Below are 15,889 nucleotides of genomic sequence, written 5' to 3' on the forward strand. Positions count from 1 at the left end.
ATTTTAGTGATTGATAAATCTTGGGAAGTCTTCTTCCTCACGAAGGGTGAGTACTTCAACCCCTTTTTCCGTCACAAGTAAAGTATGTTCCCACTGGGCGGAGTTTTTACCATCAGAGGTGGTAACGGTCCAATTATCCTTACGATCTAGCACTGTGGTGTGTCGACCTGCGTTGATCATCGGCTCAATAGTAAAGCACATGCCTGGGCGCAATATTGTGTTGTCGCCGTTACGATAATGCATGACTTGGGGTTCTTCATGGAAACCCGCACCAATACCGTGGCCACAATAATCTTGCACGATGGAATATTTCTCAAGGCCTGTTTTGCTGGCTTTGATGAATTTTTCGATAGTATTGCCAATTTCACCCAATTTTAAGCCTGGACGTACTTTACGAATGGCAAGATACAGGCTTTCTTGGGCAATACGACATAAACGCTTATCTTTTGGGCTGACGTCACCAATTAAAAACATTTTTGAAGTATCACCGTGATAGCCATCTTTAATCACTGTGATATCGATATTGAGAATATCGCCATCTTTCAATGGGGGATTGTCAGCGGGAATACCGTGGCAAATCACATTATTGACCGAAGTACAAATTGATTTTGGAAAACCATGGTAGTTGAGCGGGGCAGAAATCGCACCTTGCTCTTCGGTATATTTTGCGCAGATATCGTTCAGTTCATTTGTGGTCACACCCGCTTTAACATAAGGCGCGATCATTTCTAAAACCTGTGCGGCAAGCTTTCCGGCGGCACGCATTTTTTCGATTTCTTCAGCTGTCTTGATGACTATACTCATTGCGTTTTCTCTTGTGTCTTCGAAGTCTATTGGCTACGCAAACCCTATGCAAAAATTTGTGCTTTAAGGCTATTTATGGTATAAAGCGCGCCGTTATGTTTAAGTCTTGATGAATTGTCCAAGCCAGATTTTGGTCTGATTTGATGGTGGCAAGACTAAAGATGGCGGCCATTATACATGGCAAATTGTCTAAATACTAAATCACACACGTGTCGACACATTCTTCGGGGTGCCCTCAGCTGTTAACTGCGGGGTCGAAGACATGGGATACGTGGAGGTCTAACCCCCTAAATTTTAAGGTAATAGAAATGACTACAGTTTCAATGCGCGATATGCTCCAGGCCGGTGTCCACTTCGGTCACCAAACCCGTTACTGGAACCCAAAAATGAAGCCATTCATTTTCGGTGCTCGCAACGGCGTTCACATCATCAACCTAGAGCATACTGTGCCAATGTTCAATGAAGCCCTTGCTTTCATCAGCAACGTTGCTTCAAAGAAAGGTAAAGTATTATTCGTTGGTACTAAACGTGCTGCTGGCGAAGCGATCAAAGAAGCCGCAATCTCTTGTGATCAGTACTATGTCGATCACCGCTGGTTAGGCGGTATGCTGACTAACTGGAAAACCGTTCGTCAGTCAATCAAACGTCTGAAAGAACTGGAAAGCCAATCAGTAGATGGTACTTTCGACAAGCTGACCAAGAAAGAAGCGCTGATGCGTACTCGTGAGCTTGAAAAGCTGGAAAAATCTTTAGGCGGTATTAAAAACATGGGCGGCCTGCCAGACGTATTATTCGTTATCGGCGCTGACCATGAGCATATCGCTATTAAAGAAGCTAACAACCTGGGTATCCCTGTTGTTGCAGTTGTTGATACTAACTCTGCGCCAGATGGTGTTAACTACATCGTTCCTGGTAACGACGACGCGATGCGTGCTATTCGCCTGTACACTACTTCTGTAGCTGCTGCTGCTAAAGCTGGCCGTGGCCAAGATCTGGCTGTTCAAGCTGAGCAAGATGGTTTCGTAGAAGCCGAATAATAATAAGGCGGGATGATTATCATCACCCTTATTAACCAAGATTTTTGATTGGTTAACAGGGGCCATACGGCCCCTGTTTTATATCTGCAAATTAGTCGAATTTTTAGAGAGGATTTAACAATGGCAATTTCTGCTGCCCAAGTTAAAGAACTGCGTGATCGTACTGGCGCAGGCATGATGGATTGTAAAAAAGCCTTAGAAGAAACCAACGGCGACATGGAGTTAGCAATTGACAACATGCGTAAGTCTGGTGCTGCTAAAGCTGCTAAAAAGGCGGGTAACATCGCTGCTGACGGTACTATCCTGATCAAAAGTGGCGAAGGTTTCGCTGTTCTGTTAGAAGTAAACTGTCAAACTGACTTCGTTGCTAAAGACGCTAACTTCTTAGGTTTTGCTAACTCAGTATTAGACGTTGCCGCAGCGTCTAAAGTGGCTTTAGAAGACTTAAAAGCACAGTTCGAAGAAGCACGTGTTGCGTTAGTTGCTAAAATCGGTGAAAACATCAACGTTCGTCGCGTTGAGTACATCGATGGTGCTAAATTAGCGTCTTACCGTCACGGTGAGCGTATCGGTGTGGTTGTAACCGGTGACGCAGATGACGAAACGCTGAAACACATCGCTATGCACGTTGCCGCTTCTAAGCCAGAATACGTTAACCCAGAAGACGTTCCTGCTGACGTAGTTGCTCGTGAACAAGCGCTGCAAATCGAAATCTCTATGAATGAAGGCAAACCTGCTGACATCGCAGAGAAAATGGTTGTGGGTCGTATGAAGAAGTTCACCGGTGAGATCTCTCTGACTGGTCAAGCTTACATCATGGAACCAAAGAAAACTGTTGGCGAATTCTTGAAAGAGAAAGGCGCTAAAGTCACTAACTTCATTCGTTTAGAAGTGGGTGAAGGTATTGAGAAGAAAGAAGAAGATTTCGCAGCAGAAGTTGCTGCTCAAATCGCTGCTTCTAAAAAGGCTTAATCGCCAACGCTAAATACCCCCAAGACCGCGGCAATAGCTGCGGTCTTGTTATGACCAGGATAAAAATTATGAGCACCAATCCAAAACCTACATTTAGACGCATTCTTCTAAAATTAAGTGGCGAAGCACTGATGGGCGAGGAAGGCTTCGGCATCGACCCTAAAGTATTAGATCGCATGGCTCAGGAAGTGAAAGAGCTGGTAGAGTTAGGTATTCAGGTGGGTGTGGTCATTGGTGGTGGTAATCTGTTTCGCGGTGAGGGCCTAGCAAAAGCAGGTATGAACCGTGTGGTGGGCGATCACATGGGTATGCTGGCAACGGTGATGAATGGCTTAGCTATGCGTGACGCTTTGCACCGTGCCTATGTTAATGCTCGTCTAATGTCGGCGATACCCTTAAAAGGGGTGTGTGACGACTACAATTGGGCTGAAGCGATCAGTTTATTAAAATCTGGCCGAGTGGTAATTTTTGCTGCTGGTACAGGTAATCCTTTCTGTACAACGGATTCTGCGGCCTGTTTACGTGGCATTGAAATTGAAGCTGAAGTCGTGTTAAAAGGCACTAAAGTTGATGGCGTTTACTCTGACGACCCAATGAAAAACCCTGATGCAGTCAAGTACGACGAATTAAGTTACAGTGAAATACTTGAAAAAGAATTAAAAGTAATGGACTTAGCAGCCTTTACTATGGCGCGTGATCATGACATGCCTATCCTTGTGTTCAATATGAACAAACCTGGCGCCCTACGTCGTGTGATTATGGGTGAAGAAGAAGGCACGTTGATCAGAGCGAAAAAAGTTATTTAATGACCAAGAAGGACATTTAACGTGATTGAGAACATTAAGAAAGATGCGCAAGAGCGTATGGGTAAGTGCGTAGACGCAACTAAAAATCAAATGGCTAAAGTACGTACAGGCCGTGCGCATCCAAGTTTACTTGATTCAATTCAAGTCTCTTACTACGGTACGATGACGCCATTAAACCAAGTGGCGAACGTGGGTGTTGAAGATTCGCGTACTCTGTCAGTGACTGTATTTGACCGTAGTGCTATCCAAGCGGTTGAAAAGGCGATTATGAGCTCAGACTTGGGCCTAAACCCAATGTCTGCTGGGGCCACATTACGTATTCCCTTACCAGCGCTGACAGAAGAACGCCGTAAAGACTTTATTAAAGTGGTACGAGCTGAAGCCGAAGGTGGTCGCGTGGCGATTCGTAACGTGCGCCGCGATGCGATTTCTGAAGTGAAAAAGCTTGAAAAAGCTAAAGAATGTACTGAAGACGATGTTCGCCGCTTTGAAGATGACGTTCAAAAGTTCACTGATGCTCATATTAAAAAGGTCGACGAGATTTTAGCGGCCAAAGAAATAGAGTTGATGGAAGTCTAATCTCAGGCTCGATAAGCTAGAGTTGATGCGCCGTGTAGGGGTATACTACACGGCGTTTGTCTATTTTAAAGGGTTGTATTAGATGTCATCCACAGTGGAATTTGATCCGCAACCTAGGTCGACCGAGTGTGAACATTATGCTCAAACGACCTTGCCTGGACAATTACCCGAACTCGTGAAACAGTCGTTACCTAAGCATGTTGCTATTATTATGGATGGCAATGGCCGCTGGGCTCAAACGCAGGGTAAACCACGGGTGATGGGACATAAAGCCGGCGTAAAGGCAGTAAGACGTGCAGTCAGTACGGCGAGTCAATTAGGTATTCAATCGCTCACTTTATTTGCGTTTTCTAGCGAGAATTGGCGTAGACCCGATAAAGAAGTCAGCTTGTTAATGGAGTTGTTTTTTACCGTATTACAACGTGAAATTAAGCTGCTACATAAGAATCAAGTTAAGCTCAATATTATTGGTGATATCAGTCGTTTTTCTGTCCGCTTACAGAAACAAATTAGTGCTGCACAGGAGAAAACTGCCGCTAATACTGGCTTGATTTTGAATGTTGCTGCCAATTATGGTGGCCGTTGGGACATACTGCAAGCGGCGCAAAAGTTAGCTGAAAAGGTCGCAACTGGCGAAATGACCAGCAGTCAGTTCACCGAAGAAGCCCTAAGTGCACATTTATGCATGCAAAATCAGAGTGAAGTTGATTTAATGATCCGCACGGGTGGAGACTGCCGTATCAGTAATTTTGTGCTGTGGCAGGCTGCCTATGCTGAGTTGGTGTTTATTGACACCCTTTGGCCTGATTTTGATGAACAGGCTTTTCATGAAGCGATAGCTATTTTTGCAAGTCGCCAGCGCCGCTTTGGTCTGACGGGAAGTCAGATTGATGAGATGCGCGCATTGTAAAACGTCATGAGGGATTTTTTTTGCTAAAACAACGTATAATAACAGCAATTTGGTTAATTCCATTAGTCTTGGGAGCCATTTTTTTGCTTCCATCAGAGTACTTTGCTTGGGCTTTAGTAGCCGTATTTCTTATTGCCGCGAAAGAGTGGGGTAGGATTATCGATAGCCAATGTGATGTTACACAATGGAGTTTTACTTGTACCGTCGGTATTTTACTGGTCGTCCTTAATTTGATTGTCCCCATCGATGCGGTTTGGCTTAGGGGACAATTACATCCCATTTATTTAGCCGTGATATCAATAGGGGCTTTATGGTGGTTAATTTCACTTCTACTTGTTATTACTTATCCTAAAACGGCAAGGTTATGGCAAAAAAGTCCTATGTTAAAGTCCATGTTTGGCCAGTTAACGCTCGTGCCATGCTTTGTTGCTTTGATTGCGCTAAAATCTATTAGCTCACAGGTTTCGAGCTACTATGGCCCCTCGCTGGTTCTACTTGTCATGCTCATTGTATGGGCTGCTGATTCAGGCGCTTACTTTGTTGGTAAAGCGATAGGTAAAACGAAATTAATGCCAGCGGTGAGTCCAGCTAAAACCCTCGAAGGCTTACTCGGTGGTTTAGTGACAACGATGATAGTGGTTGCAGGTGTTATGTATTATTCACCGGAACAGGAACTTGGCTTAGTTGTCGCTGTCACTTTGTTCGTCGCTTTAGTCTCGGCGCTGGGAGATTTATCTGAGAGTATGTTTAAACGCGCGGCCTGTATTAAAGATTCTGGCACTATTTTGCCCGGGCACGGCGGCGTGCTCGATCGAATCGACAGCCTGACTGCAGCCTTGCCGGTGTTTACCCTTATCTACATTGCATTCTGGATGTAACGCTATGCAAAATATGGTGATTCTGGGTGCGACAGGCTCGATTGGCGCCAGTACCTTAAGTGTGATTTCGGCTAATCCATTGGCTTATTGCGTTTATGGCTTAGTGGCTAATGCGAGTGTGGATAAAATGCTGGCATTATGCATTACCCACCAACCTAAAGTTGCTCATATGGTCGATGCTGTCGCGGCAAAGGCATTACGAGCTCAGCTTCCTGCTGCGCTTAATATCCAAGTGACAACGGGTAACGATGAGCTTCTGGCGTTAGTGACCTCATCAAAGGTCGATACCATTATGGCGGCCATTGTTGGCGCTGCTGGGTTAGTTCCGACGCTTGCTGCCGTTAATGCGGGCAAACGAGTATTGCTAGCCAATAAAGAAGCCTTAGTTATGTCGGGTGAGTTGTTTATCGAGGCGACTAAGCGTTCAGGCGCAACTTTACTGCCTGTAGACAGCGAACATAATGCCATTTTTCAATGTTTACCCCAAGAGGTACAGGCTAATCTCGGTCGTTGTGATTTAGCCGCATCCGGTATTTCCCATATTCTGCTAACGGGTTCTGGTGGACCATTTTTACGTTCAGATTTAGCAACACTAGCCTCCATGACACCCGCACAGGCCTGTAAACATCCTAATTGGTCTATGGGACCTAAAATCTCTGTCGATTCGGCGACTATGATGAATAAGGGATTAGAGTTCATTGAGGCGCGCTGGTTGTTTAATACGCAAGCTAACCAACTTAAAGTGGTTGTTCATCCGCAGAGTGTTATCCATTCAATGGTGCAATATATTGATGGCTCTGTTATTGCACAAATGGGAAACCCTGACATGCGGACACCGATTGCCCATTGCATGGCCTATCCACAAAGAATTCACTCTGGTGTTGAACCTTTAGATTTTTTCAAAGTCGGACAGTTAAGCTTTTATGAACCTGATTTTGAGCGTTTTCCCTGTTTGGCGCTGGCTATGGCAGCCTGTGCCCAAGGCCAAGAGGCGACAACGGTACTCAATGCGGCGAATGAGATCGCGGTTGAGGCTTTTTTACAAGGACAAATAGGCTTTACGCAAATTGCTAAAGTGAATGAAACTTGCTTAGCATTCGTCCCGAGTGGAACTATGACCAGCATTGAAGATATTATCGCGTTAGATACGCAAAGTCGCATTTATGCGCGGGAAACTTTAGCTAAGATCGCTTAAATATTAGCGTTCTGTTGATAAACGGATAACGTAAGGAGTGGGATGTTAGATTTTTTATGGAACTTAGGTTCTTTTATCGTGGCGTTGGGGTTGTTAATTACCGCCCACGAATACGGTCATTTCTATGTCGCGCGTCGCTGCGGCGTTAAAGTCGAGCGTTTCTCTATTGGTTTTGGCAAGGCCATTTGGCGCCGTATGGGTAAAGATGGCACTGAATATGTGGTCGCCATGATCCCCCTCGGTGGTTACGTCAAAATGCTCGATGAGCGTGTCGAAGATGTGCCTGACGAGCTAAAACATCAGGCGTTTAATCGTAAAACGGTATGGCAACGTATTGCGATTGTTGCCGCAGGCCCGATAGCCAACTTTATTTTTGCTATTATCGCATTGTATTTTATGTACTTGATTGGTGTGCCATCACTTAAACCGGTGATCACTTCTACGATTCCAGGAACTGCTGCTGCGCAAATTCAAGTCACTGAACCTATGCAAGTGACGGCAATATCAGGTCAGCGTGTGCGCAATTGGGAAGAGGTGAATCTTGCGCTTGTTGGTCATATTGGTGATCCCAGCTTGAGTGTTTCCCTTGCGCCATTAAATAGTTTGCAGGGGTTTGAGTCAAATGCCAGAACCTATACGTTAGATACACGCCAATGGCGCTTTGATCCTGAAAAGGAATCACCGATAACCACCTTAGGGTTAGGGATTTATCGTCCAGAGATTGAACCTAAGGTTGCCTTAATCAGTGAAGGAAGTGCTGCAGCAAATAGTGAGTTAAAGGTTGGCGATACGCTCGTTGCTATCAATGATGAACCTTATACCGATTGGCAGGCTTTTGTTGACATTATTCAACATTCTGCCAATGTGCCTGTGAGTATAATGGTGCGTCGCGATGGCGAACAGTTTGTGGTTACTGTGACGCCGACAAGTACAAAAAATGCTGAAGGTAAAGAGATTGGGGTACTAGGTGTCAGCCCCGCACAGGCACAATGGCCTGAGAATATGCGTTTACAACTAGAATATGGGCCAATCGATTCTTTTGCTATTGCTGCAGATAAAACATGGCAACTTGTTGCAGTCAGCTTTAAGATGATTGGCAAATTATTTACCGGCGATGTGTCGGTGAAAAACCTGAGTGGACCCATCTCGATAGCACAGGGTGCGGGCAGTAGTGCAAACTATGGCTTGGTCTATTTTCTCGGGTTCCTCGCGCTCATCAGCGTCAATTTAGGCATCATTAACTTGCTGCCTTTACCTGTGCTCGATGGGGGACACCTGCTGTATTACTTTATTGAAGTAATAACTGGTAAACCTGTGCCTGAAAAGGTGCAGGAAATAGGATTCAGATTTGGGGCAGCAATACTGCTGATGTTGATGAGCATTGCGCTTTTCAATGATTTTGCCCGACTCTGAGCAAGGACAGACTAATAATTAGAAGTGCTCTATGAGATTGAATAAACTTTTTGCCTCGATGTTATTCGTCGGTGCGTCGTTTTCAGGGACTGTGTTGGCGGATACTTTCCAACCCTTTGAAGTGACCGACATCCAAGTTGAAGGTTTGCAGCGAGTCGCACTTGGTGCTGCCTTGTTAAGCTTACCAGTAAAAGTAGGTGACACTGTTGATCAGTTAAGAATTCAACAAGCCATTAAAAGCCTGTATGCATCGACTAACTTTGAAAATGTCTCTGTCAGTCGTGACGGCGGTGTCTTGGTGGTGAAAGTCACCGAACGCCCAACCATCAGTGCTGTGACATTTGAAGGCAACAAAGACATTAAAGACGAACAGTTACAGGAAAGTCTGGACGGTTCTGGTGTTAAAGTCGGTGAGTCGCTCGATCGCACTATGCTGACAGGCATTGAAAAAGGTTTGCAGGATTTCTACTACGGCGTAGGTAAATACGGCGCCAAAGTTGAAGCTCAGGTGATCAACTTACCCCGAAACCGCGTTGAACTAAAATTTAAATTTACCGAAGGGTTAGCGGCTGAAATTCGCCAAATTAACGTGGTTGGTAATAAAGAGTTCACCGATGCTGAGCTTATCGGCATGTTGGAACTGAAAGATTATGTGGCTTGGTGGGATTTATTTGGTGAGCGCCGCTACCAGAAGCAAAAGCTTCAAGCCGATCTCGAGACTATCAAAACCTATTATCACAATAAGGGTTATATCCGCTTTGAAGTCACTTCGACTCAAGTGGCGATGACACCTGACCGCAAAGGTTTATATATCACCATCAATGTTAATGAAGGTGAGAAATATAAAGTAAAAGACATCAATTTAACCGGCGATTTAATGGGTCGTGAAGAATTGATGCGATCTATTTTACCGATTAAAGCGGGTGATATGTACAACGGCGGTGATGTGACCTTTACCGAAGAAATGTACAGTAAATATTTAGGTCGTTTTGGTTACGCTTATCCTGAAGTAAAAACTTATCCAGAAATTGATGATAAAACGAAAGAAGTAACGTTAAACATCAATGTTAAACCAGGCAAACGGGTTTATGTTCGTGCGATTAACTTTACGGGTAATACTGTTACTAAAGATGAAGTGATGCGCCGTGAACTGCGTCAGATGGAAGGTGCGTGGTTAAACTCGGCACAAGTTGAGCAATCAAAAGCGCGTCTTAACCGTTTAGGCTATTTTGAAACTGTTGATACTGAAACTATTCAAGTTCCTGGCACCGATGATTTAGTTGATATCGCTGTAAAAGTGAAAGAACAGCCATCAGGTTCATTTAATGCGGGTGTGGGTTACGGTACTGAATCAGGTTTAAGCTTGCAGTTTGGCGTGCAGCAAAACAACTTCTTAGGTTCGGGAAATCAAGCTGGCATTAGTATGAGTACCAACAAATACTCGAAAAATGTCAACTTATCTTATACCGATCCCTATTGGACTAAAGATGGCGTGAGCTTAGGGGGAAGCATTTATTGGAGTGAATTTGACGCCAATGAAGCTAACTTAGAACGCTATAAAAACAGTTCGTATGGTGTGGCGCTTAACTCAGGTTTCCCAATTAACGAATACAACCGTATTAATGGTGGAATTGGTTATCGTCATAACACGATTTCTGAAATTTCAGCCTATGAGCAAGCACTGCGTTTCTATAATATTTATCGAAACGATGATCCTAATGCCGACTTAAGTTTTGATAACTTTGAGCTGAGTTTAGGTTGGTCACGCAGTACCTTAAACCGTGGCACTTTCCCAACGGATGGTTCATCACAACGTCTAAACGGTAAGATGACGGTTCCGGGTTCAAACCTGCAATACTTTAAAACTGATTTTGATACCAACTATTATTTCCCTGTTACCCGCAGTCATAACTTTGTGGTCTTAGCTCGTGGCCGTTTAGGTTATGGTAACGGTTACGGTGAGTACAATAATAATGAGCAAATTCTACCTTTCTGGGAAAACTATTATTCCGGCGGTAGCACTTCATTACGTGGCTTTAAGTCAAACTCGGTTGGTCCTCGTTCATTCTATCTCTACCGTGGTAGTGAGCCCTGTGCACCTGATCCATCAGGTGATGGTTGTAGTTTACCGGGCGATCCTAACAGTATTCAGGTGAGTTCAGGTCGTTCAATCGGTGGTAATGCGATTGCAACGGCAAGTATGGAGTTTATTGTACCCACACCGTTCTTAGATGAGGCCTATTCAAATTCGGTGCGTACAAGTTTCTTCCTCGATGCCGGTAACGTATGGGATACCGAGTTTGATTTTGATGCTTACCAAACACTTCCTGCTGAGGAATTTGCTAAATTGCAGGATTATAGCGATCCATCGCGTATCCGCGCCTCTTGGGGGGTGAGCCTACAATGGTTATCACCAATGGGACCTATGGTATTTAGCTTAGCGTGGCCACTTAAGGAATACGAAGGCGATCAAACAGAGATCTTTTCGTTCAATATTGGCAAAACTTTTTAAAAGGCATACACTCGGCAGGTTTTGCTGAAAATAACAAGGCTACAAGGAGTCTACTTTGAATAAGATGGTAAATCGCGCCCTGATGACATTGGTTTTATTAGGTGCGCCATTAATGGCACATGCTGAGAAAATAGCCGTTGTGGATATGGGCGAAGTGTTTGAACAGTTGCCACAACGCGAACAGATCTCTCAAGCGCTTAAAGCTGAGTTTGGTGATCGCATGGCCGATGTACAAAAGATGCAAGAAGAAATGCGTTCTCTGATGGAGAAGCAGCAGCGTGATGGCGCGTTAATGAATGACACGCAAAAAACGGAGCTGGTTCGTAAAATGGAATCGCTAAAATCTGAATATCAGTTAAAAGGCAAAGCACTCGATGAGGATTTACGTCGTCGTCAAGGTGAAGAGCAAAATAAACTGTTAGTTAAAGTGCAAAAAGCCATTAATACAATCGCTGAAAAAGACCAATATGACTTGGTATTACAACGCGGTGCTGTCATTTATGTTAAGCCAAACGCTGACATCAGTGGCAAAGTGGTTGAAGCCTTGAGTAAAGGCAAGTAATCAATGAAGAGTGTGACTTTAAAAGAGCTCAGTTTGCTGTTAGACGGTGTTATTCAAGGGGACGATACGTTGGTGATTAACAGCGTAGCAACCTTAGAAAATGCGAAATCAGGCCAACTCTCTTTTTTAGCCAACAGTAAATACCGCTCTCAGCTTGAGGCAACTCAAGCGAGTGCGGTGTTATTGTCCGCTAAAGAGGCGCAGGAGTATCAAGGCACTGCGTTAATTGTAAAAGACCCTTATGTGGCTTTTGCCCGTACAGCCCAATTTTTAGATACTACGCCTCAAGCGGCCGTCGGTATTCATCCTTCAGCGCAAATTGATCCTTCAGCTCGTTTAGGCGAAGGGGTGGCTATTGGTGCCAATGCGGTGATCGGGGCTAATGTTATCCTCGGCGAGAATGTGCAGGTCGGTGCAGGCACTGTGATTGGCCAAGATGTGATTATTGGTTCTAACACTCGTCTGTGGGCGAATGTGACTATCTACCATGATGTGCATTTAGGTCAACATTGTATTATCCATTCTGGCGCGGTATTGGGATCAGATGGTTTTGGTTATGCTAATGAGCGTGGTCAGTGGGTTAAGATCCCACAAACCGGTGGTGTACGTATCGGCGATCGGGTTGAGATTGGTGCGAGTACAACGGTAGATCGCGGCGCTTTAGGCCATACCGAGATCCATAACGGCGTAATTATCGATAATCAAGTGCAGGTTGCCCATAACGATATCATAGGTGAGAATACTGCCATTGCGGGAAGTACCACTATTGCTGGCAGTGTGACTATTGGTAAGTATTGTATTATTGGTGGTAATTGTGCCATCGCGGGTCACCTATCGATTACTGATGGTGTACATGTATCGGGCTCAACCAATATTACTGGAAATATGCGTGAACCGGGTTTGTATTCCTCTGCGACTGTTGCAATGGAAAATAAGGTTTGGCGTAAAAATACAGTTCGCTTCCGTCAATTGGATGAGTTGTTCCTGCGCGTTAAAACGCTGGAAAAGAATTTAAAAACCCCAGATTAATTGCCGAGGCAATTTGAGGAACTAGGTTCGTGTCTAATCAAATGAACACTATGGATATTACAGAGATACTCAAGTATCTGCCCCATAGATATCCATTCCTATTAATTGATCGTGTGCTTGACTACACCCCTGGTGAAAGTCTACATGCGATTAAAAATGTGTCTATTAATGAGCCTTTTTTTCAGGGACATTTCCCTATACAGCCAGTCATGCCTGGCGTGCTTATTTTAGAAGCGATGGCCCAAGCTACGGGCTTGCTTGCATTTAAAACAATGAGCAATGATGTGCCTCCTCCTGGAGTGCTTTATTATTTTGCTGGTATCGATAATGCGCGTTTTAGACGTGTGGTTGTGCCAGGTGACCAAATCCATTTTGAAGTCAAAATGATTAAAGAGCGCCGCGGGATTGGCGTCTTCTATGGTGAGGCCAGAGTGGATGGTGAAGTGGCTTGTTCCGCTGAAATCATGTGTGCCCGCAGAGAGATTAACCAGTGATAGATACATTAGCGTTTGTGCATCCCGATGCAAAGATTGGTAAGAACGTCACCATAGGTCCATGGAGTTATATTGGTGCGGGTGTCGAAATCGGTGACGATTGTTGGTTAAGTTCCCATGTGGTGGTAAAAGGCCCAAGTATTATCGGTAAGGGTAACCGCATTTTTCAATTCGCCTCCGTGGGTGAAGAGTGTCAAGATAAAAAATACGCAGGTGAACCGACACGCCTTATCATTGGTGATAACAATGTGATCCGTGAGCATGTCACAATTCATCGCGGAACAGTTCAAGATAACAGTGAAACTCGCATTGGGTCGAATAATCTGTTTATGAACTACGTGCATATCGCCCATGACTGTGTGGTGGGCGATAACGTGATTTTAGCTAATAATGCTTCTATTGCGGGTCACGTGCATGTGGGGGACTGGGCTATTTTAGGCGGCATGACGGGTGTGCATCAATTTGTACATATCGGCGCCCATGCCTTTACTGCAGGATGTTCCTTATTATTGCAGGATGTGCCCCCCTTTGTGATGGCGGCGGGGCAGCCCGCGATTCCCCGCGGGTTAAATACTGAAGGTATGAAGCGTCGTGGTTTTTCTAAAGAAAGCCAATTGGCGGTGCGCCGTGCTTACAAGACCTTATACCGCAGTAGCTTAACTATCGACGAGGCGGTTGAGGCCTTAGCTGAAGATGCACAAAACGATGCACAGGTGAAGTTACTTGTTGAATTTGTAAAATCATCGGGTCGCGGCATTATTCGTTAAGAGTTGTTATAACTCTCACGCTATGCCATTCATAGGCACTGCTTGTTAAATTCTGCTCTTGAAAATGTCATGGCAGACATTTTTCACTGCAGTGCCATAAACTTGTTAGATATGATTGGTTTATGAGCAAAAAATCTCAATTAGTGTTTGCAATGGTCGCCGGAGAACTCTCCGGCGATATTTTAGGTGCAGGGTTAATGGCTGCACTGCAAAAATCACATCCCGATGCGCGCTTTGTCGGTATCGGTGGTCCTCGTATGGAGGCACTGGGTTTTGAATCTCTATTCGCGATGGAAGAATTAGCGGTGATGGGGATTGTCGAAGTGTTATCCCGCTTGCCTCGACTATTAAAAGTACGCGCTTCTTTGATTAAAGACATCACTGCCCTAAAGCCTGATTGTTTTATTGGCATTGATGCACCGGACTTTAATATAGGCCTCGAACTTAAACTCAAAGCGCGTGGTATTAAAACGGTCCATTATGTCAGTCCATCGGTGTGGGCGTGGCGGCCAAAGCGTATTTTTAAAATTGCTAAGGCCACCCATATGGTGCTGTCTTTATTGCCCTTTGAGAAAGCTTTCTACGATAAACATCAAGTACCTTGTACCTTTGTCGGTCACACTTTGGCCGACGATATTCCGCTGCGAAGCGATAAAGCGGCGGCGCGCCAGTTACTCGAACTTGATGCCGATGCCGAATATTTAGCGATTCTCCCCGGTTCTCGTGGTGGTGAACTCAAGCAATTAGCGGAGCCTTTTGTTAAAGCGGCTTTACTGATTAAAGAAAATTTCCCCGATATTCGTTTTGTCACACCGTTGGTCAACCAGAAGCGTCGTGATCAATTTGAGCAAGCGTTGAAAGATCATGCGCCGGATTTAGAAATCCACATGGTTGAAGGGAAATCAAGGGAAGTGATGACCGCCGCTGATGGTATTTTATTAGCTTCTGGTACCGCAACGTTAGAGGCAATGTTGGTTAAGCGCCCGATGGTTGTCGCTTACCGTGTCAGTCCGCTCACATATCGCATTGCTAAGAGCATGATGCAAGTTAATCGTTTCTCTTTGCCTAATTTACTGGCGGGAAAAGATGTAGTACCTGAGCTTATTCAAGATGATTGTACGCCAGAGAAAATTGCCGCAGCGGTAACGGTTGAACTCAACCGCGATTTTGCGCCGCTGAATGCTGAATTTGAGCGGCTCCACCAGATGCTCCGTTGTGATGCGAGCCAAAAGGCCGCAGACGCTGTGATGCGACTTGTGGAGACTAAGGAAGGTTAATTATGGCGGTCTTTAAAGTGCTAACTCCGGCCGATATTGTGGCTTTTTCGACAGGACTGATTGCTGGGGTTGATGAAGTGGGCCGTGGCCCCTTGGTCGGCGATGTTGTGACTGCGGCCGTGATCCTCGACCCAAATCAGCCCATCAGTGGACTCAATGATTCGAAAAAACTCAGTGAGAAGCGCCGCGAAGCCCTGTTTGATGAGATTTGTGAAAAAGCCCTGTGTTATCACATCGGCCGTGCAAGTCCTGCTGAAATCGATGAACTTAATATTTTGCATGCCACTATGCTTGCCATGCAGCGCGCCGTTGCTGGGCTTAATCTCGCGCCTAAACTCGTGTTAGTGGATGGTAATCGCAGCCCAGTTTTTAGCCATAATAGTCAGTCAATTGTCAGTCATAGCATCATTAAAGGAGATGGTCTTATCGCCAGTATCAGTGCGGCGTCGATTATTGCCAAAGTGACCCGAGATCGTGAGATGGACGCGCTTGATACCGCTTATCCGCAATATGGTTTTGCTAAGCATAAGGGCTACCCGACTAAGGCACATTTCGAGGCCATCGCTGAGCATGGTGTATTCGACCAATACCGTAAAAGTTTTAAACCCGTCAAGGCATTACTCTAGGGCTAATGCGTATTTTTACGCCATAGCC

Annotated in this window: 16 protein-coding genes; 15 read left to right on the forward strand and 1 reads right to left on the reverse strand. The window is 45.0% G+C overall.

Annotated elements, in window-relative coordinates; genetic code table 11:
- Positions 1 to 3: 3 nt before the first annotated feature.
- Positions 4 to 804 carry a type I methionyl aminopeptidase gene (map, locus tag JEZ96_RS06375; RefSeq protein ID WP_014610215.1) on the reverse strand — a complete coding sequence of 267 codons (801 nt, stop codon included), beginning with the start codon at positions 802 to 804 and terminating at the stop codon, positions 4 to 6.
- A 308-nt stretch (positions 805 to 1,112) separates the two neighbouring features.
- Between map and rpsB the strand changes: the two genes are divergently transcribed.
- The 15 genes from rpsB to rnhB all read left to right on the forward strand — a co-directional run bounded on the left by rpsB (position 1,113) and on the right by rnhB (position 15,861).
- Positions 1,113 to 1,841, forward strand: coding sequence for a 30S ribosomal protein S2 (rpsB, locus tag JEZ96_RS06380; protein ID WP_011790028.1), 729 nt, complete (start codon positions 1,113 to 1,115; stop codon positions 1,839 to 1,841).
- 120 nt (positions 1,842 to 1,961) lie between these two features.
- A complete protein-coding gene (gene tsf / locus JEZ96_RS06385) occupies positions 1,962 to 2,813 on the forward strand; it encodes a translation elongation factor Ts (RefSeq protein WP_025007450.1) in 852 nt (283 codons plus the stop codon).
- A 68-nt stretch (positions 2,814 to 2,881) separates the two neighbouring features.
- On the forward strand, positions 2,882 to 3,619 hold the full coding sequence (gene pyrH, locus JEZ96_RS06390; protein WP_011918984.1) for a UMP kinase: 738 nt from the start codon (positions 2,882 to 2,884) through the stop codon (positions 3,617 to 3,619).
- A 21-nt stretch (positions 3,620 to 3,640) separates the two neighbouring features.
- Positions 3,641 to 4,198: a ribosome recycling factor gene (gene frr / locus JEZ96_RS06395; protein WP_011790025.1), complete on the forward strand. Its 558-nt coding sequence runs from the start codon at positions 3,641 to 3,643 to the stop codon at positions 4,196 to 4,198.
- 82 nt (positions 4,199 to 4,280) lie between these two features.
- Entirely contained in the window at positions 4,281 to 5,108 is an 828-nt protein-coding gene (locus JEZ96_RS06400) for an isoprenyl transferase (RefSeq protein WP_011790024.1), read from the forward strand.
- Positions 5,109 to 5,128: 20 nt separating this feature from the next.
- A complete protein-coding gene (locus JEZ96_RS06405; RefSeq protein WP_011790023.1) occupies positions 5,129 to 5,986 on the forward strand; it encodes a phosphatidate cytidylyltransferase in 858 nt (285 codons plus the stop codon).
- A gap of 4 nt (positions 5,987 to 5,990) precedes the next feature.
- Positions 5,991 to 7,181 (forward strand): 1-deoxy-D-xylulose-5-phosphate reductoisomerase, encoded by a 1,191-nt coding sequence (gene ispC / locus JEZ96_RS06410; RefSeq protein WP_025007452.1) that lies wholly within the window; start codon positions 5,991 to 5,993, stop codon positions 7,179 to 7,181.
- Positions 7,182 to 7,223: 42 nt separating this feature from the next.
- Positions 7,224 to 8,594, forward strand: a complete 1,371-nt coding sequence (rseP, locus tag JEZ96_RS06415; protein ID WP_011790021.1) for a sigma E protease regulator RseP — start codon at positions 7,224 to 7,226, stop codon at positions 8,592 to 8,594.
- A gap of 31 nt (positions 8,595 to 8,625) precedes the next feature.
- The gene (bamA, locus tag JEZ96_RS06420; protein ID WP_011790020.1) at positions 8,626 to 11,106 is read left to right on the forward strand and encodes an outer membrane protein assembly factor BamA; all 2,481 of its coding nucleotides are present in this window, start codon (positions 8,626 to 8,628) and stop codon (positions 11,104 to 11,106) included.
- 64 nt (positions 11,107 to 11,170) lie between these two features.
- Positions 11,171 to 11,668 (forward strand): OmpH family outer membrane protein, encoded by a 498-nt coding sequence (locus tag JEZ96_RS06425; protein WP_011790019.1) that lies wholly within the window; start codon positions 11,171 to 11,173, stop codon positions 11,666 to 11,668.
- A 3-nt stretch (positions 11,669 to 11,671) separates the two neighbouring features.
- Entirely contained in the window at positions 11,672 to 12,697 is a 1,026-nt protein-coding gene (gene lpxD, locus JEZ96_RS06430; RefSeq protein ID WP_011790018.1) for a UDP-3-O-(3-hydroxymyristoyl)glucosamine N-acyltransferase, read from the forward strand.
- Between the two features lie 29 nt (positions 12,698 to 12,726).
- A complete protein-coding gene (gene fabZ, locus JEZ96_RS06435; RefSeq protein WP_011790017.1) occupies positions 12,727 to 13,191 on the forward strand; it encodes a 3-hydroxyacyl-ACP dehydratase FabZ in 465 nt (154 codons plus the stop codon).
- Positions 13,188 to 13,958 carry an acyl-ACP--UDP-N-acetylglucosamine O-acyltransferase gene (gene lpxA / locus JEZ96_RS06440; protein ID WP_011790016.1) on the forward strand — a complete coding sequence of 257 codons (771 nt, stop codon included), beginning with the start codon at positions 13,188 to 13,190 and terminating at the stop codon, positions 13,956 to 13,958. The genes fabZ and lpxA overlap by 4 nt, the downstream gene beginning before the upstream one ends.
- 122 nt (positions 13,959 to 14,080) lie before the next feature.
- Complete coding sequence (gene lpxB / locus JEZ96_RS06445) at positions 14,081 to 15,235, forward strand: lipid-A-disaccharide synthase (RefSeq protein WP_011790015.1); 1,155 nt, start codon at positions 14,081 to 14,083, stop codon at positions 15,233 to 15,235.
- Positions 15,236 to 15,237: 2 nt separating this feature from the next.
- The gene (gene rnhB / locus JEZ96_RS06450) at positions 15,238 to 15,861 is read left to right on the forward strand and encodes a ribonuclease HII (RefSeq protein ID WP_061783399.1); all 624 of its coding nucleotides are present in this window, start codon (positions 15,238 to 15,240) and stop codon (positions 15,859 to 15,861) included.
- The last annotated feature ends 28 nt before the right edge of the window (positions 15,862 to 15,889 follow it).

Source organism: Shewanella putrefaciens (assembly GCF_016406325.1).
Classification (GTDB): Bacteria; Pseudomonadota; Gammaproteobacteria; order Enterobacterales; family Shewanellaceae; genus Shewanella; species Shewanella putrefaciens.

Excerpts from the sequence above, each read along its gene's own strand:
- map (WP_014610215.1), bottom strand. The coding sequence starts at position 804 with ATGAGTATAGTCATCAAGACAGCTGAAGAAATCGAAAAAATGCGTGCC.
- rpsB (WP_011790028.1), top strand. The coding sequence starts at position 1,113 with ATGACTACAGTTTCAATGCGCGATATGCTCCAGGCCGGTGTCCACTTC.
- tsf (WP_025007450.1), top strand. The coding sequence starts at position 1,962 with ATGGCAATTTCTGCTGCCCAAGTTAAAGAACTGCGTGATCGTACTGGC.
- pyrH (WP_011918984.1), top strand. The coding sequence starts at position 2,882 with ATGAGCACCAATCCAAAACCTACATTTAGACGCATTCTTCTAAAATTA.
- JEZ96_RS06400 (WP_011790024.1), top strand. The coding sequence starts at position 4,281 with ATGTCATCCACAGTGGAATTTGATCCGCAACCTAGGTCGACCGAGTGT.
- ispC (WP_025007452.1), top strand. The coding sequence starts at position 5,991 with ATGCAAAATATGGTGATTCTGGGTGCGACAGGCTCGATTGGCGCCAGT.
- rseP (WP_011790021.1), top strand. The coding sequence starts at position 7,224 with ATGTTAGATTTTTTATGGAACTTAGGTTCTTTTATCGTGGCGTTGGGG.
- bamA (WP_011790020.1), top strand. The coding sequence starts at position 8,626 with ATGAGATTGAATAAACTTTTTGCCTCGATGTTATTCGTCGGTGCGTCG.
- JEZ96_RS06425 (WP_011790019.1), top strand. The coding sequence starts at position 11,171 with ATGGTAAATCGCGCCCTGATGACATTGGTTTTATTAGGTGCGCCATTA.
- lpxD (WP_011790018.1), top strand. The coding sequence starts at position 11,672 with ATGAAGAGTGTGACTTTAAAAGAGCTCAGTTTGCTGTTAGACGGTGTT.
- lpxB (WP_011790015.1), top strand. The coding sequence starts at position 14,081 with ATGAGCAAAAAATCTCAATTAGTGTTTGCAATGGTCGCCGGAGAACTC.
- rnhB (WP_061783399.1), top strand. The coding sequence starts at position 15,238 with ATGGCGGTCTTTAAAGTGCTAACTCCGGCCGATATTGTGGCTTTTTCG.